Origin of the sequence: Faecalibacter rhinopitheci (assembly GCF_015234135.1) — a bacterium.
Taxonomy (GTDB): domain Bacteria; phylum Bacteroidota; class Bacteroidia; order Flavobacteriales; family Weeksellaceae; genus Empedobacter; species Empedobacter rhinopitheci.
Genome location: NZ_JADGIK010000003.1, coordinates 286234 through 308992, shown reverse-complemented (window position 1 = coordinate 308992; position 22759 = coordinate 286234). Strand labels below are relative to the sequence as shown.

The 22759-nt window shown below is 33.3% G+C and carries 16 protein-coding genes; 9 read left to right on the top strand and 7 right to left on the bottom strand.

The annotated features are described in order from the left end of the window. Nucleotides 1-23: 23 nt before the first annotated feature. The 5 genes from IM532_RS06390 to folE form a co-directional block, all read right to left on the bottom strand. On the bottom strand, nt 24-1967 hold the full coding sequence (locus tag IM532_RS06390) for a putative porin (protein ID WP_194182621.1): 1944 nt from the start codon (nt 1965-1967) through the stop codon (nt 24-26). A 96-nt stretch (nt 1968-2063) separates the two neighbouring features. Then, the gene (locus tag IM532_RS06385; protein ID WP_194182620.1) at nt 2064-3521 is read right to left on the bottom strand and encodes a RagB/SusD family nutrient uptake outer membrane protein; all 1458 of its coding nucleotides are present in this window, start codon (nt 3519-3521) and stop codon (nt 2064-2066) included. Between the two features lie 21 nt (nt 3522-3542). After that, nucleotides 3543-6596 carry a SusC/RagA family TonB-linked outer membrane protein gene (locus IM532_RS06380; RefSeq protein WP_194182619.1) on the bottom strand — a complete coding sequence of 1018 codons (3054 nt, stop codon included), beginning with the start codon at nt 6594-6596 and terminating at the stop codon, nt 3543-3545. Between the two features lie 153 nt (nt 6597-6749). Further along, nucleotides 6750-8219: a cysteine--tRNA ligase gene (gene cysS, locus IM532_RS06375; protein WP_194182618.1), complete on the bottom strand. Its 1470-nt coding sequence runs from the start codon at nt 8217-8219 to the stop codon at nt 6750-6752. A 25-nt stretch (nt 8220-8244) separates the two neighbouring features. Beyond that, nucleotides 8245-8922 carry a GTP cyclohydrolase I FolE gene (folE, locus tag IM532_RS06370; RefSeq protein ID WP_194182617.1) on the bottom strand — a complete coding sequence of 226 codons (678 nt, stop codon included), beginning with the start codon at nt 8920-8922 and terminating at the stop codon, nt 8245-8247. Nucleotides 8923-9061: 139 nt separating this feature from the next. Between folE and hutH the strand changes: the two genes are divergently transcribed. From hutH to IM532_RS06345, 5 genes are all read left to right on the top strand, one after another. Next, entirely contained in the window at nt 9062-10570 is a 1509-nt protein-coding gene (gene hutH, locus IM532_RS06365; protein ID WP_194182616.1) for a histidine ammonia-lyase, read from the top strand. Nucleotides 10571-10817: 247 nt separating this feature from the next. Next, nucleotides 10818-12797, top strand: coding sequence for a urocanate hydratase (locus IM532_RS06360; RefSeq protein ID WP_194182615.1), 1980 nt, complete (start codon nt 10818-10820; stop codon nt 12795-12797). A 2-nt stretch (nt 12798-12799) separates the two neighbouring features. After that, nucleotides 12800-13171, top strand: a complete 372-nt coding sequence (locus IM532_RS06355) for a hypothetical protein (protein ID WP_194182614.1) — start codon at nt 12800-12802, stop codon at nt 13169-13171. Nucleotides 13172-13583: 412 nt separating this feature from the next. Further along, nucleotides 13584-14459, top strand: a complete 876-nt coding sequence (locus IM532_RS06350; protein ID WP_194182613.1) for a pirin family protein — start codon at nt 13584-13586, stop codon at nt 14457-14459. A 27-nt stretch (nt 14460-14486) separates the two neighbouring features. Then, nucleotides 14487-14768, top strand: a complete 282-nt coding sequence (locus IM532_RS06345; RefSeq protein ID WP_194182612.1) for a GNAT family N-acetyltransferase — start codon at nt 14487-14489, stop codon at nt 14766-14768. A 68-nt stretch (nt 14769-14836) separates the two neighbouring features. On the opposite strand, the gene IM532_RS06340 is transcribed toward IM532_RS06345, so the two are convergent. Beyond that, entirely contained in the window at nt 14837-16798 is a 1962-nt protein-coding gene (locus tag IM532_RS06340) for a GEVED domain-containing protein (RefSeq protein ID WP_194182611.1), read from the bottom strand. A gap of 598 nt (nt 16799-17396) precedes the next feature. On the opposite strand from IM532_RS06340, the gene IM532_RS06335 reads away from it, so the two are divergent. The 4 genes from IM532_RS06335 (at nt 17397) to ygiD (ending at nt 20897) form a co-directional block, all read left to right on the top strand. Beyond that, nucleotides 17397-18440 carry a methionine ABC transporter ATP-binding protein gene (locus tag IM532_RS06335; RefSeq protein WP_194182610.1) on the top strand — a complete coding sequence of 348 codons (1044 nt, stop codon included), beginning with the start codon at nt 17397-17399 and terminating at the stop codon, nt 18438-18440. Beyond that, nucleotides 18421-19074: a methionine ABC transporter permease MetI gene (gene metI / locus IM532_RS06330; RefSeq protein ID WP_194182609.1), complete on the top strand. Its 654-nt coding sequence runs from the start codon at nt 18421-18423 to the stop codon at nt 19072-19074. The genes IM532_RS06335 and metI overlap by 20 nt, the downstream gene beginning before the upstream one ends. Nucleotides 19075-19085: 11 nt before the next feature. Beyond that, complete coding sequence (metQ, locus tag IM532_RS06325; RefSeq protein WP_194182608.1) at nt 19086-19898, top strand: methionine ABC transporter substrate-binding lipoprotein MetQ; 813 nt, start codon at nt 19086-19088, stop codon at nt 19896-19898. 165 nt (nt 19899-20063) lie between these two features. Then, the gene (gene ygiD, locus IM532_RS06320; RefSeq protein ID WP_194182652.1) at nt 20064-20897 is read left to right on the top strand and encodes a 4,5-DOPA-extradiol-dioxygenase; all 834 of its coding nucleotides are present in this window, start codon (nt 20064-20066) and stop codon (nt 20895-20897) included. Between the two features lie 109 nt (nt 20898-21006). Here ygiD and ggt read toward each other — a convergent pair whose 3' ends face one another. Continuing rightward, the gene (gene ggt, locus IM532_RS06315) at nt 21007-22674 is read right to left on the bottom strand and encodes a gamma-glutamyltransferase (RefSeq protein WP_194182607.1); all 1668 of its coding nucleotides are present in this window, start codon (nt 22672-22674) and stop codon (nt 21007-21009) included. Nucleotides 22675-22759: the final 85 nt, after the last annotated feature.

Below are 22759 nucleotides of genomic sequence, written 5' to 3'. Positions count from 1 at the left end.
AATACTCGGAGTACTTTTATTTTTTATGTGAAAATATTCCACTTTAAACCTAACTGAAATTTAAATCCTCTGTAAGGTACACCTGGTGCAGAAAAATAAGTTGGTTTTCCAAAGGCAGAATTTAGATGTTCTCCTCTAATGTAAAATCGCATATTCTGCACTTTAAAATTCAAGAAAGCATCAATAATAGGAAAGTCTCCAATTTCTTGTATTTGATCTCCATTTTGCATCATCATTTCTCCGTTGATTGGAAAATATTGAAACGCGTTATATTTAGAAAAATATGTTCCGTTTAAACCAATTTGAAGTTCTGCTTTTCCATCAAAAACTTTTCCTTGCCAATACAATGTTTCTCTTAATAACAAATCGGGTAAAGGCATATACTCCTCATTATTGGTTACATTTTGATATTGTAAAGTAGAAACTAAATTAAATTTATTCCAAAATCTTAAATGATTAATAAACTTAAATTTAAAGTAACTTATATTATCATTTAACTGTTCTGGTTTATAATCTGCATTTACAAAAACGTAATTATCTATATTATATACTGCTGCTTCAATAGATGTATTTATTTTTTCAAAATTTAAAATACCATATATTTTCTGCGTATTTTCTTTCGAGAAATTATTGTAATATGTAAAATCTGTATAAAAACTTTGATTGTAAAGTAAGTTAAGAGACGGAATATTAGATTGAGCTAAAACACCAGCCGTCAATGTATATCCCTTAACAGGCGTAATATCTACAACAGCGTCTAAATTATATAACCCACTATATTTTCCTCCTTGTAATAGTTCTCCATTTGCACGAAGTTTCACCTTTTCATTCCAATCAAAATCTAAATTGGCTACTGCTCCAACTAAATTTTCTGTCCATTTATCAGGAATTCCTACAAAATTTGTTACTAGTTTGTTATAAGAATCATCTACATATGTGCTTACATTCTGAAACTTAAAACCTGCCTCAAATTTTAGACGATCTGTCCATTGGAAACCAGCTGTAGTTATATTACTGAAATTTGTTGCATATTTTTTATCTTTCAAAATTCCTGGTATTACAGGAGAAGTATAAAATTCTGAAGATCCTTGCTCAAATCTCATCTTTTGTTTCTCGTACGATAAAGTATTTTTTAACTGAATTGGATGATAAACAGATGAATCTGCTTCGTTTATTCTTTTTAGAATACCATAAGTTCCTGTTAAATGGATTCGACGAGCATCAAACTCTGATCGCGCATTTTGTAGATTGACTTTTATGTTTCTTACGTTGGTAAGCCTGCGGTCATCTTTTTCAATGAAGTCATAAATATCTTGTACACCACCATTTTCTTGTGTTTGAAAATTTTGAGCAGCCCAATGTGCTTGAATTTTTAAACGTTCGTTCTTAGATTTATAATTGGATGAAATCACAAAACTATTGTTTTTATTTCCTTCGTTTTTAAATCTACCTTCTGAGTTTAAACCGCGGTAATGTAAGGTGTAATTAACTCTTGAGTTAAAATTATGAGAAAATGTAGTGGATAAGAAGTTTCCTTCTTTAACTCCTGCTTCGTAGACAAATTCTGTATAAGGTGTTTTTACATCAAAATAGCGTACATCATCTACTCCGTAATAATTATATTTTTTACCAAATGGCAACATAGAAATGGTAAATGGCTTGTCTTGCATTTCTAAATCCATCACCACAGAACCACTGTTCGGGAAAATCATTTTTCCGAATAAATCTTGTTTCGTAAAATTTTGGTTGTAATAATTTTTTATTGATAATGTTGTATCTACTACTGATACCTTGGAATTTTCAGTCCAAAATTTATAATCGTCAATTTTAGTTTTAAAAATTACGACAGAATCATTTGTAGAATTCCCACGCAATGGTTTCTTCGCTAAAGAATTATTTAGAGAATCTACTTGTGCGAAACATGCAGATCCGATCCCTAAAGCGGTGATGAAAAAAATTTTCTTCATAAAATTATTATAACAGCTACAAAAGTAAACTAAAATATTAGAGAACAAAAAACCCACTCGCTTGGAGTGGGTTAAAAATGTTATAAAATTTAGTAATTATTGATCCCAACCAGGATATTGTGTCATTAGCGTATTTCTACCTAACTCTACTCTATCTACTGGAAAAACAAATAAACGATCTGCTGGACTTACATCGCAAGTAGTACAGTTTGTTTCTTTATTAATTGGTAAGTTGTTTCTCTTTAAATCAAAGAAACGATGACCTTCTGTAAAGAATTCTTTACGTTTTTCTATTAATACATTTTGTAAAACATCTCCAGATGTATATGGCGTTGCATTTCTAGAAACAGCAAGTTCATTTAATAATGTTGTAGCTTCTGCACTTCTTCCAAGTTTAGCAAGCGCTTCCATTTTAACAAATAAAGCTTCTGTCATTCTAAATACTTTTACGTTACCTGTATAGTTTCCTTGAGAAGTATTTCTTGACCATTTTTTAGACCAAACACCTAATGGATTATCTGTAACTGGAGTACCTGCTGTAGACATTAACCCTGTTCGGATATCTGCAGTTTCAAACGTATCAAAGAATGTTCTTCTTAATAAAAGACTTCTATGAGCTCCTGTATTTGAGTAAAATGCACCTAAATGAGAATTAACTCCAAGTGTATTTTTTATTGTTTGATCAATTTCAAAGATAGTTTCGTTTTGATCTTCAGATTTAGTTATATCAGTACTTGAAAAGTATGTTACATAGTTTGCTTTATCAATCAATTTAAAGTTTGATGGTGAACTTGTTAAAACTTCATCTGCTAATTGAATAGCTTTCTCATAATCTCCTGCTTTACCACGTGTAAGATATACTTTAGATAAGATATGTCTTCCCGCTGTTGGTGATAAAAATGTTTTAGAAGTTCTTTGAGTAGGAGACATTTCTGAAATTCCTTGTTCTAAATCACTTATAATTTGTGCATAAACTTCATCAACAGTAGAGCGGGCAATATCCATTTTAGTCGTAAAATCTACTCCACCTGGAGATAATTCTAATACTAATGGTACACCATACTCTTGGTTTAACCCTGAAGTTGGATTAGCAGAAAACATTTGAACTAAGTAAAAATAGGCAAGACCTCTTGATATCTTTGCTTCTCCTTTTAAACTTTTTACCTTATCCGTGTTTTCTAACGAACGCTCATTGATTACCATATTAGATCGTTGAACAACAGTATATAAACTTCTCCATTCTCCACTAAAAGGATTACTTACACCAGACCATGCCATATTAGATTTCGTTAAATGGTATCCGTCATTTGTAGTACTTACAAATACATTGTCAGAAATTAAATCTCCATCTATCAGGATATCAGCTCCAAATCCTGAAGAACTACCCAATGAACTATAAATTGCGTTCACTGCGTAACCCATTTCCTCTTCACTCTTTAAATCTCCTGTAAAAACATCTCCAATTTCTGGAGTTAAATCTAAACGATCTTCATCACATGCTACAAATAATGGAAAAAGGGCGATTAATGCTATTTTTAATATATTTTTTTTCATATTAATTCTTCTTTTAAATAATTAAAAATCAAATGATATACCTAATGAAATGGATTTCATAATTGGTGAAGTATTATCATATAATCCTTTACCTTCCCATCCTCCATAAGCATTAGAGTTTGATTCTGGGTCGAATGTTAATTTATCATCAAATGCCCATAACCATAGATTAACTCCTTTTACATACATTGTTAGATTATCTATCCCTGTACTCTTTTTAAATAAGTCATTAAATGTATATGCTAATTTAACTTCTTTTAAACGTATGTGATCTCCTTTTCTCATCCATCTTGTAGAAGGTAAGATACTGTAATCATTTCCTCCTTGAATTGGTTTTGGATTAGACGCATTTGTATTAGAAGGCGACCAAACATCATACAACATATCTTTAGTCTGTGTATAATTAATAGAGTTACCATCAGAAGCTACATAGTTTTGCCATCTGTTATGAACTGCATAGTCAAACTGTCCTGTAAAGAAAATCGATAACTGAATTCCTTTATAAAAGAAATCATTCTTAAAACCAGCAGTATATTTAGCAAATGGTGACACTCCTTGGAAAGTTCTTTTAGCCTCTCTTCTATCAGTTGTAGTTGTAGTAAAAGTTTCATCTACATAGAATAACCCAGCACCAGTTTCTTTATCTACACCAGCCCAGTTATATGTATAATACTCTCCTACTTCATGTCCTACAGCTAATGCTCTCATAGAAGATGCATCATTAATATCTTCTGGATTTTCTAATTTTTCTACACGGTTTTTATTATAAGCAGCATTTGCATAAATACTCCATTTAAATTCCCCTGTAAGTGGACGAGCAGTTAATGTTAACTCAACCCCTTTATTAGATAATTCTCCAATATTTGTATAATTTGATGATGGTGATCCTAAAGAACCTGCAATATTAGCTTGCATAATAGCATCTACTGTACGTTTATTATACACATCGATACCAAAAGTTAAACGATCTTTAAAGAATCCGAAATCAGCTCCAACATTCCATTGTTTTGAAATTTCCCAACCTAAATCTGGGTCACCTGCTCCATCAATGTAATAGGTAGGAGAATCATCTCCATAAACACTTAGTCCATAAGTAGAAAATGCATTATACTGTGGTCCCCAGTTGTCTGCATAAGGAATATTTCCGATTTCACCATAGTTTGCACGTACATTTAAACTACTAAAGATATTATCTAAGAATCCTTCTTTGTAAACATTCCAGCTTCCTCCTACAGACCAAAATAATCCTGACTTATCATTCTTACCTAGCGTTGAATTAGAGTCATGACGTAATTGTCCTGAGAATGTATATTTAGTATCTAACACATAATTAAGACGTGCGAAATAAGAAATTTGTGCCCATTTTAAGAAATCTTCACCTGTATTTCTTGTTGTAGCATCAGTATAATTTAAATATGGTTTAGGCTCAGTTAACTGACTTCCTGTTCCATATAATAATTTATATTGATGTTCTTGGTATTCAACCCCCGCGAAGACTTGTAAATCATGTCTATCTGCGATTACATTTCTGTAACTTACAGAATTTTGCCAGTTCCAATCAAATGCAGATGTACTTGTAGTTTGTACTACCCCTCCATTGTTAAAACCATCCCCTCCTGAAGGATCCCAATATTCTTTTTCACTTATGTTTTGATATTGAACTCCAAATAATGAATATAGATAAAAGTTTTTAGCAAATTGTAATTCTCCATTTATCGATGATAAATAGGTTTGAATATTACCTGATAATTTATCTTTTTCTAAAATTGAAATTGGATTAAAGTTATCGTTACCAGGCCCTAAATTTGTTTGGTTATAACTTCCGTCCTCATTATAAACTTTATATACTGGTGGTGAAGTCCAACGCACGTTCCAAGGGTTACGATAAGCTCCACCATCACTTGTTGAAGTTCTCGCTACATTAGAAAAATTCCCGTTAAAACCTAATACAAACTTATCATTTACTTTATGATCAATTGCAGCGTTAACACTTAAACGATCAAACTTAGAATTTAAAATTAGTGGTAAGTTCTCATAGTAAGATCCTCCTACGCGGAATGATGTATTTTCACTACCTCCTGTTGCAGAGAAATTATATGTTTTAACTACAGATTGAGAACGTTGAATTTCTTTTTGCCAGTTTGTGTCAGTTCCATCCCACTTGATTGATTGTGCAAACCAATTAGAAGCAGCTTCTACTGAAGCATGTTGATTATCTGCTCTATTATAATAAGCTAATCCAACCCATTGCACATATTCGTTAGCATTCATCCAATTTTGCTCGTTAAAAGCAACGGATTGAACCGCCATATCTGTAGATAAGTTAAATCTTGTTTTCTGATTATATTTACCTTTTTTAGTTGTAATTACAATTACTCCATTGGCACCACGAGCACCATATAAAGCTGTTGCTGAGGCATCTTTTAAAACAGATACATTTTCAATCGCATTTGGATCAATTGCTGCTAGAGGATTCCAAGATTCCATTAACCCTGCATTATCAGAACCTTTACCTACAACAATACCATCAATAACATACAATGGGTTTGTAGTACCTACTAAAGATCCAACACCACGGATTGTAATAATGTTTGCAGAACCTGGATCTCCCGAGTTAGTAGAGAATACTAAACCAGCCACACGACCATTTAAAACCTCATCCACAGAAGCAGTCGGTGCTAATTCAAAATCTTCTTTCTTGATAATATCGTATGCTCCTACTTTTTGAGAAGCATCCATCTTAATACCTCCAATTAAGTTTACAGTTGCTAAACTAATCTCATCTGATTTTACTGGAGCTATCTTAATTTCTCCTAATTTTGTTGAAGTTACTTTGATAGTTCTGATTTCCCCTGAAGCATCAATGATTTTTAATGTATCACCCACCTGAGCATCTACATTAAATGTTCCATCTAAATCAGTCATTACTGAAGCGCCTGTTCTTTCAACAATTACTTCAGCTTCTTCAAGTGGGAATCCATTAGAGTCTTTTAATACTCCTGAAATTTGAGCGTAAGCCATTCCTCCCATTAGGAATAACGATAACACGCCTAAAGACGTAAATTTTTTCCTCATGTGTTAATTTTTTAGTGCTAATTGTAACAAATATGTAACAAAATGAGGATTTTAGCAAATGTTATCTTAAAATTTTCAATAACAGTTAAGCATTTTAACAAAAAAAGCGCCCAAATTGGGCGCTTTTTAGTTAAATATTTAAATTTTATTTAGTTAGAACGTATAAGTTGTTCCTTCTTTACCGTCTTTTAGCTGTATTCCTAACGCAGCTAACTGATCACGTATTTGGTCAGACAATGCCCAGTTTTTATCTGTACGTGCTTGCACACGCATATCAATTAACATTTTTACAACACCATCTAATTTTTCCGTACCTGCATTTCCTCCTTCTTCATTTTGGATACCTAATACATCTAATACAAATCCTTTGATTGTTGTTGCTAGTATTTCTAAATCTTCCTTGGTAATTGTTTCTGTACCATCTTTAATAGAGTTTATCATCTTAACACCATCAAATAAATGAGCAATTAAAACAGGCGTATTAAAATCATCATCCATCGCTGCAAATAATTTACCTGCCCATTCTTGGATATTAACAGTTGATTGTTCAGAAGTCGCTAAGTTATCTACTGTTTTTAATGCTTCCATTAAACGGCTGTAACCTTTCTCAGAAGCTAATAAAGCATCATTCGAAAAATCTAACATCGAACGATAATGTGCTTGCATCATAAAGAAACGAATGACCATCGGTGAGAAACCTTTCTCAAAAAATTCATTATCACCTGTGATTAACTCATTTGGTAAAATCGTATTTCCTGTAGATTTTGACATTTTCTGACCATTCAATGTTAACATATTAGCGTGTAACCAATATTTAACGGGGGAATGACCATATGCTCCTTTGGCTTGAGCAATCTCACATTCGTGGTGAGGAAATTTTAAATCCATTCCACCTCCATGAATATCAAATTGTTCTCCTAAATATTTTGTTGACATTACTGTACACTCTAAGTGCCAACCTGGGAAACCTTCTCCCCAAGGCGAAGGCCAACGCATGATGTGTTCAGGTAATGCTTTTTTCCATAAGGCAAAATCTTGTGGATTATGTTTTTCATCTTGCCCATCAAGAGTTCTTGTGTTAGCAAATAACTCGTCAATGTTACGGTTGGATAAAACACCATAATCACCACCTTCTTCGTTGTATTTTTTTACATCGAAATAAACAGATCCGTTTGATTCGTATGCAATTCCTTTCGCAATTAAATCTTGCGTAATTTCGATTTGCTCAACGATATGTCCGGTAGCTGTAGGTTCAACATTTGGCGGAAAATTATTGAACTTTCTTAAAACTTCGTGGAAATCAACTGTATATTTCTGTACAATTTCCATTGGTTCTAATTGCTCTAAACGTGCTTTTTTAGAGATTTTATCTTCATCAGTATCGTCTAATAAGTGACCTACATCCGTAATATTACGGACGTAACGTACTTTATATCCTAAAAATTTTAGATAACGATAAATCATATCGAAAGACATAAAAGTACGAACGTTTCCTAAGTGTACATTACTGTAAACTGTAGGTCCACAAACATACATCCCAACATAATCTTTGTTGATTGGCTCGAATGTTTCTTTTTGTCCGGATAAGGAGTTGTGTACTTTTAATTGATGTTCTTTTACCATCTATTTCGATTTTATTTAGCTAGTATTATACTTGGAAAGGAGTTTTCATCCCGATGTACGAAATAAACTCTTTTCTTAATTGCTCATTTTCTTTAAATTCTCCACCAAATTCAGCAGTTACTGTACTTGATTCGATATCTTTAATTCCACGAGAATTTACACATAAATGTTTTGCATCAATAATACATGCTACATCATCCGTCCCTAAAGCTTCTTGCATTGCTTTAACAATCTGCATTGTTAGGCGTTCTTGTACTTGTGGACGTTTTGCATAATATTCTACAATACGATTCATTTTAGATAATCCAATTACTCTACCTTTTGAGATGTAACCTACGTGAGCACGACCTACAATTGGTAAGAAATGATGTTCGCAAGTTGAATAAACTACGATATCCTTCTCAACCAACATTTGGTTATAGTTATATTTATTGTCGAAAGTTGACATACCTGGCTTACACTCTGGTAATAATCCTCCAAAGATTTCTTTCACGAACATTTTCGCTACACGCTTTGGTGTTCCTTTCAAACTATCATCTGTTAAATCTAAACCTAAAGTCTCCATGATATGACGGAAATCCGCTTCAATCATTTCCACTTTTTCTTCTACTGACAACTCAAATGCATCGTTTCTTAAAGGTGTCTCTAAGTTCGCTGACATGTGGTCGTCTCCTATTTCGTCATGAAGATGTTTATCACACATTACTTTAAAATTTTAGCAAATTTATAAAAGTTGGTGAGATAAAACCTTATCAATTATCAATTATTAACTCGAATTCAATAGTATATTTTCCTAAATCTGAGAAAAGTTTATCTTTGAGTTGAAGCAAACAACAAAAAAAATGAAAACGAAAACTTTAGGAGTAGATTATATTTCTTTCGAAGACTTTAAAGCTATTCAAGCTGGAAATAATCAAATTATACTAACAGCAGAAAGCAGAAATCAATTACTAAAATCAAAAGAAAATGTCCAAAAAATAGTTGCATCAGGCCAAACTGTTTATGGAATAAATACGGGATTTGGACCTTTATGTGATACTAAAATTTCTGAAGAACAAACACGTCAGTTACAACACAACCTTTTAATTAGCCACGCTGTTGGCGTAGGAAATCCAATCAAAAAAGAATTGGCCAAAACAATGCTAGTTGCGAAAGCACATGCATTAGCAAAAGGTTATTCCGGCGTAACATTAGAAGTGGTTGAACGCATCCTGTTGATGGTTGAAAAAAACATTATTCCAGTTGTTCCTGAGAAAGGATCGGTTGGTGCATCAGGTGATTTAGCTCCTTTATCTCATTTATTCTTACCTCTAATTGGGGAAGGTAAAGTTTGGGAAGGTGATCAGATTATTTCGACGAAAGATGCTTTAGCCAAACACAATTTACAACCGCTACATTTATCGGCAAAAGAAGGTTTAGGATTGATTAATGGGACGCAATTCATTTTATCACATGCTTTACACGGTTTAAAGAAATTTGAATATTTACTTAACTTAGCTGATATCGTAGGCGCATTATCATTAGAAGCTTACGAAGGTTCGCCAAGTCCATTCAGAGCAGAATTACATGAAATTAGACCATTCAAAGGAACAGTTTTAGTCGCAGAAAGAATGCGAAAATTATTAGAAGATTCAGGAATCGCTCATTCGCATATCGATTGTGGACGCGTACAAGATCCTTATTCCTTACGTTGCATTCCTCAAGTTCACGGAGCATCTCGCAATGCTTTCTTCCATTTACAAGAATTAGCCGAAATCGAATTAAATTCTGTTACCGATAATCCAATTGTTGTATCAGATGAAGAAGCCATTTCAGGTGGAAACTTTCATGGGCAACCTTTAGCCATGGCGTTAGATTACGCTACAGTTGCCGCTTCTGAATTAGGAAACATTTCAGATCGTCGTCAATATTTATTGATTGAAGGAAAATATGGATTACCAAAATTATTAACCGAAAGTTCAGGTTTAAATTCAGGATTTATGATTCCTCAATACACTTCAGCAGCGCTATGTACAGAAAATAAAACCTTATGTTTCCCTGCTTCTGCTGATAGTATTCCTACTTCGTTAGGACAGGAAGATCACGTTTCGATGGGAAGTATTTCGGGAAGAAAATTCAATCAAGTTTTAGATAATGTCGAACGTATTTTAGCCATTGAAATCATGTATGCTTGTCAAGGACTAGAATTTAGAAGACCAAAACAAACTAGTCCATATTTAGAGCAAGTGTTTGCAGCAGTGCGTGAAGTTTGTCCAAAACTGGAAGACGATCGTTTGATTGGAGATGATATCAATAATATTATTGACTTGTTACAAACGGAATCGTTTCAAGAATTAATTATGAAGTTTTAAAGTATACTTAAATAGGATGTGATCCTGAAACAAGTTCAGGATGACTTCTAAATCGTCAAGCTGAATTTATTTTAGTTTCTCATCATGATTAAATATTAGTTAATGCGATTCTAAAACCAGTTTAGCATGACATTTTATATTAAATAATATTTGTCAAGCTGAAGTAAATTCAGCTTCTCATCAACTGATTAGTATTCTTCAATAAAAAAATAAATACAAAACGCTTAAACTCATAAAACACACAAAAATGACATTTCAAGAACAAATAAAACAAGGTATTCCATCGGTTTTACCACCGAAAAAAATAGTTAATGAAAACGTAAGTCACGCACCTAAACGCAAAGAAATCTTATCAGATGATGAGAAAAAATTAGCGTTAAAAAATGCTTTACGTTATTTCGAACCTCAACATCATGCAACTTTAATTCCTGAATTTAAAGCAGAATTAGAACAATACGGACGCATTTACATGTACCGTTTCAAACCTGATTATGAGATTTATGCTCGTCCGATTACAGATTATCCTGGAAATTCTCAGCAAGCGAAAGCAATCATGTTGATGATTCAGAATAATTTAGACCCTGTGGTCGCTCAACATCCGGAGGAATTAATTACCTACGGAGGAAATGGAGCCGTTTTCCAAAACTGGGCACAATATTTATTAACGATGAAGTATTTGTCAGAAATGACTGATGAACAAACTTTAGTGATGTATTCGGGTCATCCGATGGGATTATTTCCATCCCACAAAAATGCACCTCGTGTAGTGGTTACAAATGGTATGGTGATTCCGAATTATTCAAAACCGGATGATTGGGAAAAAATGAATGCTTTAGGCGTTTCACAATACGGACAAATGACAGCCGGAAGTTACATGTACATCGGGCCTCAAGGAATTGTTCACGGAACAACTATTACAGTTCTGAACGGTTGTCGAAAAATTGATGATCAAGGAACGGCTGGAAAATTATTTGTAACGGCTGGATTAGGTGGAATGTCAGGTGCTCAACCAAAAGCAGGAAATATAGCAGGAGTTGTTTCAGTAACTGCTGAAGTTAATCCTGCTGCAACTTGGAAACGCCATGAACAAGGTTGGGTCGATGAAGTGATTTCTGATTTAGATGAATTGGTAAAACGTGTTCGCGAAGCTAAAGAAAATAAAGAAGTAGTTTCAATCGCTTATGACGGAAACGTGGTTGAGGTTTGGGAAAAATTCGATGAAGAAAATTTATACATCGATTTAGGATCCGATCAAACTTCTTTACATAATCCTTGGGCTGGTGGTTATTATCCTGCTGGACTATCGTTGGAAAAAGCAAACGAAATGATGGCGAATAATCCAGAATTGTTCAAAGAAAAAGTACAAGAATCATTACGTCGCCATGCTGAAGCAGTGAATAAGCATACCGCTAAAGGAACCTACTTCTTCGATTATGGAAACGCTTTCTTGTTGGAAGCTTCTCGCGCTGGAGCGGATGTAATCGCAGAAAACGGTATCGATTTTAAATATCCTTCCTATGTACAAGACATTATGGGACCAATGTGTTTCGATTATGGATTTGGACCTTTCCGTTGGGTTTGTGCTTCTGGAAAACCAGATGATTTACAGAAAACAGATGAAATCGCTTGTCAAGTTTTAGAAGAAATCATGCAGCATTCACCTGAAGAAATTCAACAACAGATGCAAGATAACATCACTTGGATTAAAGGCGCACAACAAAATAAATTAGTCGTAGGATCGCAAGCGCGTATATTATATGCCGATGCCGAAGGTCGAATGAAAATTGCAAAAGCGTTCAATGATGCGATTGCCAATGGTGAAATTGGACCTGTAGTTTTAGGACGCGATCATCACGATGTATCGGGAACAGATTCTCCTTTCCGTGAAACGTCTAACATTTACGATGGTTCGAAATTCACAGCAGATATGGCGATACATAATGTAATTGGGGATAGTTTTAGAGGAGCTACTTGGGTTTCTATCCACAACGGTGGTGGCGTTGGTTGGGGTGAAGTCATTAATGGTGGATTCGGAATGTTATTAGACGGATCTACTGAATCTGAAACGAAATTAAAATCCATGTTGCATTGGGATGTGAATAACGGAATCGCTCGTCGTTCATGGGCAAGAAACGAAGAAGCTATCTTTGCCATCAAACGTGCGATGGAAGACGAACCTTTATTAAAGGTTACTTTACCGAATATGGTAGATGAAGAATTATTGTAAATATGAAGAAATTAATTGTAATACCTTTTTTAGTTCAATTAATCTCTTGTAATCAAACACCTAATTGTAATGCTTTTGTCGATTTTTATAGAGAAAGTGAATGTTTTCTTTTAGTTGAAAAAAAATATTGGGGAACAAGAGGGAATTTAGCTATGGAAGGTATTGATCCTTTTACACAAAAAAAATGTGAATGTAATGAACAAAATCGTTGGTGGGCTAATTATCGAAAAGAAATAAATATTGGCGATACCATCATCAAAAGAAAAGGTGAATTAACATTTAATATTCATAAAAATGATACGATAATTTCTCATGAATGGGAATGTGATGGTAAAACATTTCATCCTGATGGAACAGTAAAATCTGAATTATAAAAATAAATCCACTACTCTAATGAGAAGTGGATTTATTATATAAAGGAATACTATTTTCATTTTTGTCTTGACACAAAAACGAAACAAAAAAGTCAAGGCTTTAAATCTATTAAACTAAAAATAAATTTCATTACGGGAATGAATTAAATGATTCGCATTCGCTCACTAATTCATTCTTTTCCTTTATTCAAATTATTTTCTTAACGTCATAGATTTAGAGGCCAATTCTTAACAATCAGAAATGTCAAGCTGACTTTATTTCTGCTTCTCATTATATAAATCTACCATTCCATTGATTTAGATCAATTAATTCAAGTACAACTTCTTATCTTACATCAATATAAAACATATAATGCGGTGCTAAATTTGTGTAACAAAAAGAAATAAAGTTTTAAACATAAAATATTAGACGATGAATACAAAAAATATAGAAGCAGTTATCGCACCAAGAGAGCCTCATTTTGTGGGAGATGGATTTAGAGTTCACAATTTTATACCAAGTTTCGCAAACCTTAGCATGAGAAGAATGGATCCATTTATTATGATGGATTATAATTCTAAATTTAACTTTCCTGCAACTGATGTTCCAAAAGGTGTTGGTGTACATCCACATCGTGGTTTTGAAACTGTAACTATCGCTTATCAAGGAAGTGTTTCTCATCACGATAGTGCAGGCGGTGGTGGAACAATTCATCAAGGTGATGTACAATGGATGACAGCTGCCTCTGGGGTATTACACAAAGAGTATCACGCAGAAGAATTCTACAAAAAAGGTGGAATCTTTCAAATGGTGCAATTATGGGTAAATCTTCCTGCTAAGGATAAAATGAGCGCACCAAAATACCAAGCCATCGAGCATCAAAATATACCAACTGTTGAGGTAGAAAATGGCTTTGTAGAAGTTATTGCAGGAGAATATAATGGTGTAAAAGGAAGTGCGAGCACATTTTCTCCGGTTCATATGTTGAATGCTAAATTAAATCTTGTTGGAAAAGCTGATTTCAAATTCCCAGCAAATTATAATACGATTGCTTTAGTTATCGAAGGTGAAATTAAAGTAAATGGAAATCAGATTGTAGAAACAGATCATTTTGTTTTATTTGAAAATAAAGGTGAAAACTTCTCTATCGAAGCCACTGAAGAAAATACTGTGGTATTAATTTTGAGTGGAGAACCATTAAATGAGCCAATTGCTTCTTATGGACCATTTGTAATGAATACGCAAGAAGAAATTCGAGAAGCTTTCGAGGATTATAATAAAGGTGAATTTGGTACATTAGAGGATTAATCAGAAAATTAATAATAATAAAATACTATGGAATTTATAAAAACAGATGATGGAAAGAAAGGAATGGTTCAGGCAATGGATGGTTCTACAGAAGCTGGCGCAATGACTTTTACTTGGGCTGGTAATGATAAAATTATCATTGATCATACTCACGTAGATGACGCTTATGGTGGACAAGGTATTGGAAAAAAAATTTTAGAAAACATCTTGGATTGGGTAAGAAAAGATAATGTAAAAATTATTCCTTTGTGCCCATTCGCTAAAGCGCAGTTTGATAAAAACGAAGATTTCAGAGACGTATTATCATAAATAAAAAAAGGTATAGAAATTTCTATACCTTTTATACTAATCAATCATTACTGCTAGAAAATTACTTTCTAATCTTTAATTATTTTTTGGGTAATTATCCCATCATAAGTTGTAATTTCTACTATATAAATTCCTTTATTTAAATTTGAAATATTAATTTGTGGATTAACCTTATTAATATTTAATTTAATTATTTCTTGTCCTGACAAATTGTAAATCTTAATCGCTTTTACTTCGTTATTTGTTTGTATATGTAATATATCTTTTACAGGATTAGGATAGATTTTATTTAATTTATTAGACCACTCATTCGTATTCAGATTCTCTTTTACGTTTATCATATAATCCTCACTTTGTCCATACGCATATATTAAAGAACATGGATTTTCAGGTACTAATCGATACGATTTCATTACACGCATTCTTGTTTTACCATCTAATGCATCTGTAGGAATTGCAATAGATTTAGTAATAGATTTTCCATCTACACCATTAGATCCTGTGATTGATCCGATATAGAATCCTTCCGTATCTGAATTAAAAATCCCGTCATGATTAAAGTCAAAGAAAACAGTAAATTCACTAGTTTCTGCTACCCCATTTGTATTTCCAGAAACAGTAATATTATAAGTTTTCCCTTTTTCTACATCTGTTGATTGATTTAAAAAGTATTCGTTTTCTAAAGACGTAACATACGAAGATGACTCGTTATTAATTGTTCCAAAAACAACTTTTGTAATAGGCTCCACAATTGCTGTAAATCGAGGTGTACAATATGAGTCCTTTACATTTACCTTAAATGAAGCAGATGCTACTACATTTCCTTCACTATCTATAGAATTGTAGGCTACAGTAGTAATTCCTAAAGGAAAATTTTCTCCTGATGCAATCCCACTTACCATTACTAGTTGATTTTCTGGACAATCTGAAGTAACCTCGTAAGTTACATTTGCAGAAGTATCACCCAAATTAGTTTGTATCTCCATATCCGAAGGAACTTTAATATGACATTCACGTTCATTAAAGTATCCATTTAATTTTAAGATCCAACCTGGAGCAATGTTTCCATTTCCTATTTCATTTCCACCAACAAAGTCTCCATTTTCAGAAATAGAATTTGCGCCTCCTAATTTTCCTCCCGGGATTGTAATTTCTATACCTTGTTCGATTAGTAAATCTTTAATTAACTTAGGCTGATCTCCAAATGACTCATGGTATATAATAGCATCACGATCCGTTACCATATTTTGAACATACCCTACAATTATTCCATTAGAAGAGGATTGAAAAGAACCTGTTCTATAACCTGCAGGTAAATCATAAATTTTAAATTCGTCTGTATTTAAATTATAACTAAAAGGTTTTAAATTTACTTCGCCCACTACCAATCCATTATCATCTATGTGCCAAATATGATTGTTAACTGGAATAGCATAATCTGTTAAAATTTTTCGGAATGGTAAATTTTTATTCATCACACCTAACTCGCGAAAAGTACCACTAACTGCAGCATCTACCCAACCAACGGATGTTCCTTCATTATTTACACTATACCCTGCTCCGTATACATAGTCTGAAGGAAGTAAGTTGGTTAATTCTTGGGGTTGTATATCATATACAAAAGGCTTTGCTTGCATTTGGCCTGTTATATAACGTCCATTTTGACTGATTGAATACATTGTAACTCCATCACTTGCAGTCATATTTGAAAAGACTGGTGCTATAGTCCATGCTGATTCGTTTACTAGTTTATACGCGGGGTGAACTATTCCGTCAACTATTATAGTTCCAACCATATCCCCGTTTGCATTTATATTTGAATAAGTAGCAATTCCTGTTTCTTTTGGAGTAAGGGTCGCAGTCTCATAATTGTATGTATATCCCGCTAATAACGCATCTCCATTATTTAGCAATCCTCTTACTCCTGTAGAAGCAATATCTAAAGGACGAAATTCCATAGTTTGGGCAAATAATCCAGACGATAGAAGTATACACACAAGAGAAGTTTTCAAAGTAGATTTCATTTTCATTTTTTCATGTTTAATTTTTTCAAAGAAAATGATAATAGCAATACTCCTATAAGATATGTATTATAAAATGCATGAAATTCAATAGTATTAATCTCATGAAATAATATTCTGAAATAATATTCTGAAAAACAAAAACATAATTAATTGTAATATAAATATTTAACCTTTTCAAAACTAACTATATATGATTTATTTTACAACGTATTAAAAGAATGAAATAGAACAATAATTAAAAACCGCTTGGTAATTATTGTTTAACAATAGAAAAAAACTTAATTAAGAATATTAACAGTACCTAATAACAGAGTTAGTGTATTTTTTCATAAAAAAGAATAATATTCTTTTAAATCAATTTAAACAGAAAATTATTATTTATAAAATATAATTATAGCTTCATAAGTTGATATTTTTTTGATAAATAAAATATAAGTCTATAAATTTGGTGGGAATTTAATGAGAAAAATATAAAAATAAACCAAGAAATTTTAGTGCCATCTCATCGCTTCATCAATTAACAAGATGGAAATATTTCTAAAATTATAGCCTATAATATAACCTTTCATTAACCAATATTTTGAGAGGTTTTCATAAAACAATAATGATTCTATTAAAAAATATATATAAAAAATTTAAAACATCGTCACAAGAAATTACTGCATTGGATGACGTTTCTTTAACAATTAATGAAGGAAAAATTTTTGGTGTCATTGGACAATCTGGTGCGGGTAAAAGTACTTTGATTCGTTGCATCAATCTTTTAGAAATGCCTGATTCGGGTGAAGTTTGGATCAATGGAGTTAATTTAACTTCTTTGCCTCAAGCCAAATTAACGTTAGAAAGAAGAAAGATCGGAATGATTTTTCAGCATTTCAATTTATTATCCTCTCGTACCATTTTTCAAAATGTGGCTTTTCCGTTGGAATTAACAGGTACTTCGAAAAGTGAAATTCAATCGAAAGTAAATGAGTTATTGGATTTGGTTGGAATTTTAGATAAAGCCAACGAATATCCTGCAAATTTATCTGGTGGCCAAAAACAACGCGTTGCAATTGCTAGAGCTTTAGCAAGCAATCCGACCGTTTTATTATGTGACGAAGCGACAAGTGCTTTAGATCCATCCACAACAAAATCGATTTTAAACTTATTGAAAGAAATCAATCAACGTTTAAATATTACGATTGTGTTAATTACCCACGAAATGGAGGTGATCAATGCCATTTGTGATGAGGTGGCGGTAATGAAGAATGGAAAAGTAGTTGAACATGGTTCAGTTGAAACAATTTTCACCAATCCAAAAGAACAAATCACCAACGATTTCATCAAAAAATCGTTGGATATAGAATTGCCTTCTGTTTTTAAATCAAAACTTGAAAGTGATACCACATCCGATTCAGCTGTGATTTATAAAATTAGTTTTAGCAATCAACCACATTATAACGCGGCTATTGCTGAAATTAAAAATCAGTTTGAGTTCACGCCAGAAGTGATCACTTCACGTATCGAATATGCCGGAAGTATCAATTATGGAACATTATTTATAAAAATTGATCAGCTCTTTAACCAAGAAACGAACATCGAAAATTATTTCATCTCCAATCAGTTTAACATCGAAAAAATAGGCTATGTCAGAATCAATCATTAATCTTTTAGTGAAAGGAACGTGGGAAACGATTGTAATGACGTTTGTCGCTGGATTTTTCGGTTTCGTAATCGGTTTACCTTTAGGAATTATTTTGTTTTTAACACGTAAAGGACAATTCTTAGAAAATAAAATCGTGAATCAAGCCTTATCATTTTTCGTGAATGTTTTCCGTTCGATTCCGTTTATTATCTTAATTGTTTGGATGATTCCATTTACACGCGCTATTGTCGGTTCATCCATCGGAATGGCAGCTGCGTTAGTGCCATTAAGTGTCGGAGCAGCTCCATTTATCGCTCGATTGGTAGAAAATAGTTTATTGGAAATTCCTGAAGGATTAATTGAAGCCGCTCGCGCAATGGGAGCAAAACCCATGCAAATTATTATGAAAGTATTATTACCTGAAGCTTTACCCTCTTTAATCAATGCCGCAACCATTACTTTAATTACTTTGGTGGGTTATTCAGCCATGGGCGGTGCAGTTGGTGCTGGAGGTTTAGGACAAATCGGTTATCAATACGGTTATGTGGGTTATGATACTTTAGTTATGAACGTTGTCTTAATCTTATTAATCATCATCGTTTTCATTATCCAATTTGCAGGTGATTTCTTATCAAAAAAATTCAATCATAAATAAAAATATATCGAATGAAAAAGTCAATCATAAAATCAGTTTTAGCAGGAATTTCGTTTTTAACGATTTTTGCTTGTGGTGAAAAAAAGAATGATGGAACAGGAGCGCTTAAAGTTGGTGTAATGTCTGGACCTGAATATGCCTTAGCGGAAACTGCACAAAAAGTAGCGAAAGAAAAGTATAATTTGGATGTTGAATTGGTTTCATTCAATGATTATATTGTACCAAACGAAGCGCTTAATAATGGAGATATTGATGCAAATGCATACCAAACGCAACCATTTATCGATTCACAATCTGAACAACGTGGTTATAAATTCGCAGCTATTGGAAATACTTTTGTTTATCCCATCGTAGGCTATTCAAAGAAAATTAAATCGTTAAATGAATTAAAGGATGGAAGTACGATTGCTATACCGAATGATGCGCCAAACGGTGGACGTTCATTAATTTTATTAAACAAATTAGGTTTAATTCAGTTAAAAGAAGGAGTTGGCTTATTCCCTAAATTAACGGATATCGTTGCCAATCCAAAGAAATTAGAAATTATTGAATTAGAGGCACCACAATTAACACGTGTTTTGGACGATGAAAAAGTTGTCATCGCTGTAATCAATAATAACTTTGCAGGTCAAGCTGGGTTAGATGCGACAAAAGATGGGATATTTACAGAAGATAAAGAATCGCCTTATATGAATTTAGTGGTTTCGAAAGAAGAAAATAAAAACGATCCTCGCATCAAACAATTCTTACAAGCGTACCAATCTGATGCAGTTGAACAAAAAGCAAAAGAAATTTTTAAAGATGGAGCCATCAAAGGATGGTAATTCATATACTATTGAAAGCAATACTAGGATTGCTTTTTTTATGTGCCTTATTTTTGTTTCTTAACGTATATCAATGCAATCCATCCCATGTTGTTGTACTTTTGAAATGTGGATAGAAAAAACTTTTTAAAATTGTTAGCAGTAGCCCCATTAGTAGGAAGTGCGATGAGCCTTCAAGAATTAGGAAAATTTACCGATACGTTAGGCGAATCGGAAGAAATGCCTGTGTTATTTTTAGGACACGGAAGTCCAATGATTGCGATTGAAGAAAATCAATTCGTAAAAGGTTTCCGTGATATTGTTCAAAAAATTCCTACACCAAAAGCCATTCTTTGTGTTTCGGCCCATTGGGAAACGAGAGGTACTTTTGTGACTGCAATGACAACTCCTCCAACCATTCACGATTTTGGAGGATTTCCACAAGCCTTATTTGATGTACAATACCCAGCAGCTGGAAATCCTGCTTTGGCACAAGAAATCAAAAATTTAGTTCAATCGACAGAAGTGGGATTGGATGTCGAATGGGGATTGGATCACGGTGCTTGGACGGTGATAAAACATATGTATCCTGATGCGAATATTCCGATTGTGGAATTTAGTTTGGATTACAGAAAAACTCCAGAACAGCATTATCAATTGGCAGAAGAATTAAAGACTTTACGTAAAAAAGGAGTTTTAATTATTGGAAGTGGAAATATTGTGCATAACCTACGTGCTGTCGCTTGGAATCGCATCAATGATACCTTTGGATTTGATTGGGCGCTTGAAGCAAACAATGTGGTTAAAACTGCGATTATGGAACGTAATCATCAATTGTTGATGAATCCATTCGAGCAAGGACAAGCATTTCAATTGGCTATTCCAACACCTGAACATTATTTGCCTTTATTATACGCCTTAGCTTTACAAGGAAACAAAGACGAAATCGCATTTTTCAACGACGAGCCAGTTGCTGGTTCATTATCGATGACATCGGTCTATATCGGAAAAAATATATGATTCTTTTAATCCATTAATTGATGTTAACTTAAAAGTCGAATAGCTAAAGCTATTCGACTTTTTTAAATTATTTTTTAAATTTTAAAGTATATATTACCTTATAAACAAGTTAATATCCTTCAGCTTTGTCATCTCCACGTGGATCAGCTCCAGATTGATATGTTCCATCAGCATTAACTAAAATTCCTTCTACACGACCATAAGGTTTACGCTCTTTCAATTCATATCCTTTATTTATCAAAGAAGTTCTAACATCAGTAGAAATAGCATTTGGTTCGATATCGATGCGATCTGGTAACCATTGGTGATGGAATCTTGGTGCAGCAACTGCTTCTTGCATGGTCATTCCAAATTCTATCACATTTAAGATAGTTTGAAAAACAGATGTAATAATCGTTGAACCTCCAGGCGTCCCGACTACCATGTATAATTCTCCATCTTTTTCTAAAATTGATGGCGACATTGAACTTAACATACGTTTAGAAGGTGCAATCGCATTCGCTTTTCCTCCTACTAATCCATATAAATTTGGCGTTCCTGGTTTTACAGAGAAATCATCCATTTCGTTATTCAATAAGAATCCAGCACCATCAACTACAACCAATGATCCATAAGAACCGTTCAATGTGGTTGTCACTGAAACAGCATTTCCTTCTTTATCCACAATTGAATAATGCGTAGTTTCCATTGATTCTTTTCCAATCATTTCACCAGCTTTAATTTCGGAACTTTTAGATGCACGATCAAATGAGAAATCATTCATTCGATTTACATTATAGGCTTTATTCAATAATTGCGTTTGAGGCACTTTGATAAAATCAGGATCACCTAGATGCTCGGCACGATCGGCATAAACACGACGCTCTGCTTCTACCATCACCTGAATAGACTTCTCTGATTGAAATCCCCATTCTTTTAATGGATATTTTTCTACCGATTGAAATAATGAAACTAACGCAATTCCTCCACTTGATGGTGGTGGCATTGAAATCACTTTAAATCCTTTGTATGTTCCTGAAACTGGCGTTCTCCACGCTGATTGATATTCTTTTAAATCTTTTTTAGAAATAATACCATTACCTCGTTTCATTTCTTTCACAATCAAATCTGCTACTTTTCCTTCATAAAAACCTTTTCGTCCTTTTTGTTGAACTAATTTTAGGGTATTGGCTAAATCTTTTTGAACAAACAAATCGCCATTTACCCAAATATTTTTAGTTGTAAAAGGGTTCTTAGATTGATTATACTTTTTAAATTCTGAAAATTTCTCATTCAATTCATCCGCTTGCATTTGGGTAATTGGAAAACCTTTTTCAGCTAAATCAATTGCTGGTTGAATTAATTCATTCCAACTTAATTTCCCATATTTCTGATAGGCTTTTACCATCCCATCTACTGTACCTGGAACTCCAGCTGCTAATTGACCATATAAACTAAGCTCAGTAATAGCATTTCCATCTGATCCCCAATACATATCTTCCTTGGCAGCTAAAGGTGCTTTTTCACGATAATCTAATGCGTCTACATTTCCTTTCGCATCGCGATAGACTAAAAATCCACCTCCACCAATGTTTCCTGCATTAGGATAAACTACGGCTAAGGCAAATTGTACGGCAACAGAAGCATCAATTGCATTTCCTCCTTTTTTAAGAATATCCACACCAACCTTTGATGCTTCGGGGTGAGCAGATACCACCACTCCGTTTTTAAAATTTTGTTGTGCAATACTTTGGATTGCTGTCAGAATAAATAATAGTAGAAAGTTTACTCTTTTCATTTCATGTGTATTTATCACAAATGTAAACTATTCCAATTTTTAAACATAAAAAAAGGCGATTCTAAATGAATCGCCTTTTAAATTA

What these genes read in the sequence shown, in the direction of transcription:
- IM532_RS06390 (WP_194182621.1), bottom strand. Translation starts at nt 1,967, where the DNA reads ATGAAGAAAATTTTTTTCATCACCGCTTTAGGGATCGGATCTGCATGT.
- IM532_RS06385 (WP_194182620.1), bottom strand. Translation starts at nt 3,521, where the DNA reads ATGAAAAAAAATATATTAAAAATAGCATTAATCGCCCTTTTTCCATTA.
- IM532_RS06380 (WP_194182619.1), bottom strand. Translation starts at nt 6,596, where the DNA reads ATGAGGAAAAAATTTACGTCTTTAGGCGTGTTATCGTTATTCCTAATG.
- cysS (WP_194182618.1), bottom strand. Translation starts at nt 8,219, where the DNA reads ATGGTAAAAGAACATCAATTAAAAGTACACAACTCCTTATCCGGACAA.
- folE (WP_194182617.1), bottom strand. Translation starts at nt 8,922, where the DNA reads ATGTGTGATAAACATCTTCATGACGAAATAGGAGACGACCACATGTCA.
- hutH (WP_194182616.1), top strand. Translation starts at nt 9,062, where the DNA reads ATGAAAACGAAAACTTTAGGAGTAGATTATATTTCTTTCGAAGACTTT.
- IM532_RS06360 (WP_194182615.1), top strand. Translation starts at nt 10,818, where the DNA reads ATGACATTTCAAGAACAAATAAAACAAGGTATTCCATCGGTTTTACCA.
- IM532_RS06355 (WP_194182614.1), top strand. Translation starts at nt 12,800, where the DNA reads ATGAAGAAATTAATTGTAATACCTTTTTTAGTTCAATTAATCTCTTGT.
- IM532_RS06350 (WP_194182613.1), top strand. Translation starts at nt 13,584, where the DNA reads ATGAATACAAAAAATATAGAAGCAGTTATCGCACCAAGAGAGCCTCAT.
- IM532_RS06345 (WP_194182612.1), top strand. Translation starts at nt 14,487, where the DNA reads ATGGAATTTATAAAAACAGATGATGGAAAGAAAGGAATGGTTCAGGCA.
- IM532_RS06340 (WP_194182611.1), bottom strand. Translation starts at nt 16,798, where the DNA reads ATGAAAATGAAATCTACTTTGAAAACTTCTCTTGTGTGTATACTTCTA.
- IM532_RS06335 (WP_194182610.1), top strand. Translation starts at nt 17,397, where the DNA reads ATGATTCTATTAAAAAATATATATAAAAAATTTAAAACATCGTCACAA.
- metI (WP_194182609.1), top strand. Translation starts at nt 18,421, where the DNA reads ATGTCAGAATCAATCATTAATCTTTTAGTGAAAGGAACGTGGGAAACG.
- metQ (WP_194182608.1), top strand. Translation starts at nt 19,086, where the DNA reads ATGAAAAAGTCAATCATAAAATCAGTTTTAGCAGGAATTTCGTTTTTA.
- ygiD (WP_194182652.1), top strand. Translation starts at nt 20,064, where the DNA reads ATGAGCCTTCAAGAATTAGGAAAATTTACCGATACGTTAGGCGAATCG.
- ggt (WP_194182607.1), bottom strand. Translation starts at nt 22,674, where the DNA reads ATGAAAAGAGTAAACTTTCTACTATTATTTATTCTGACAGCAATCCAA.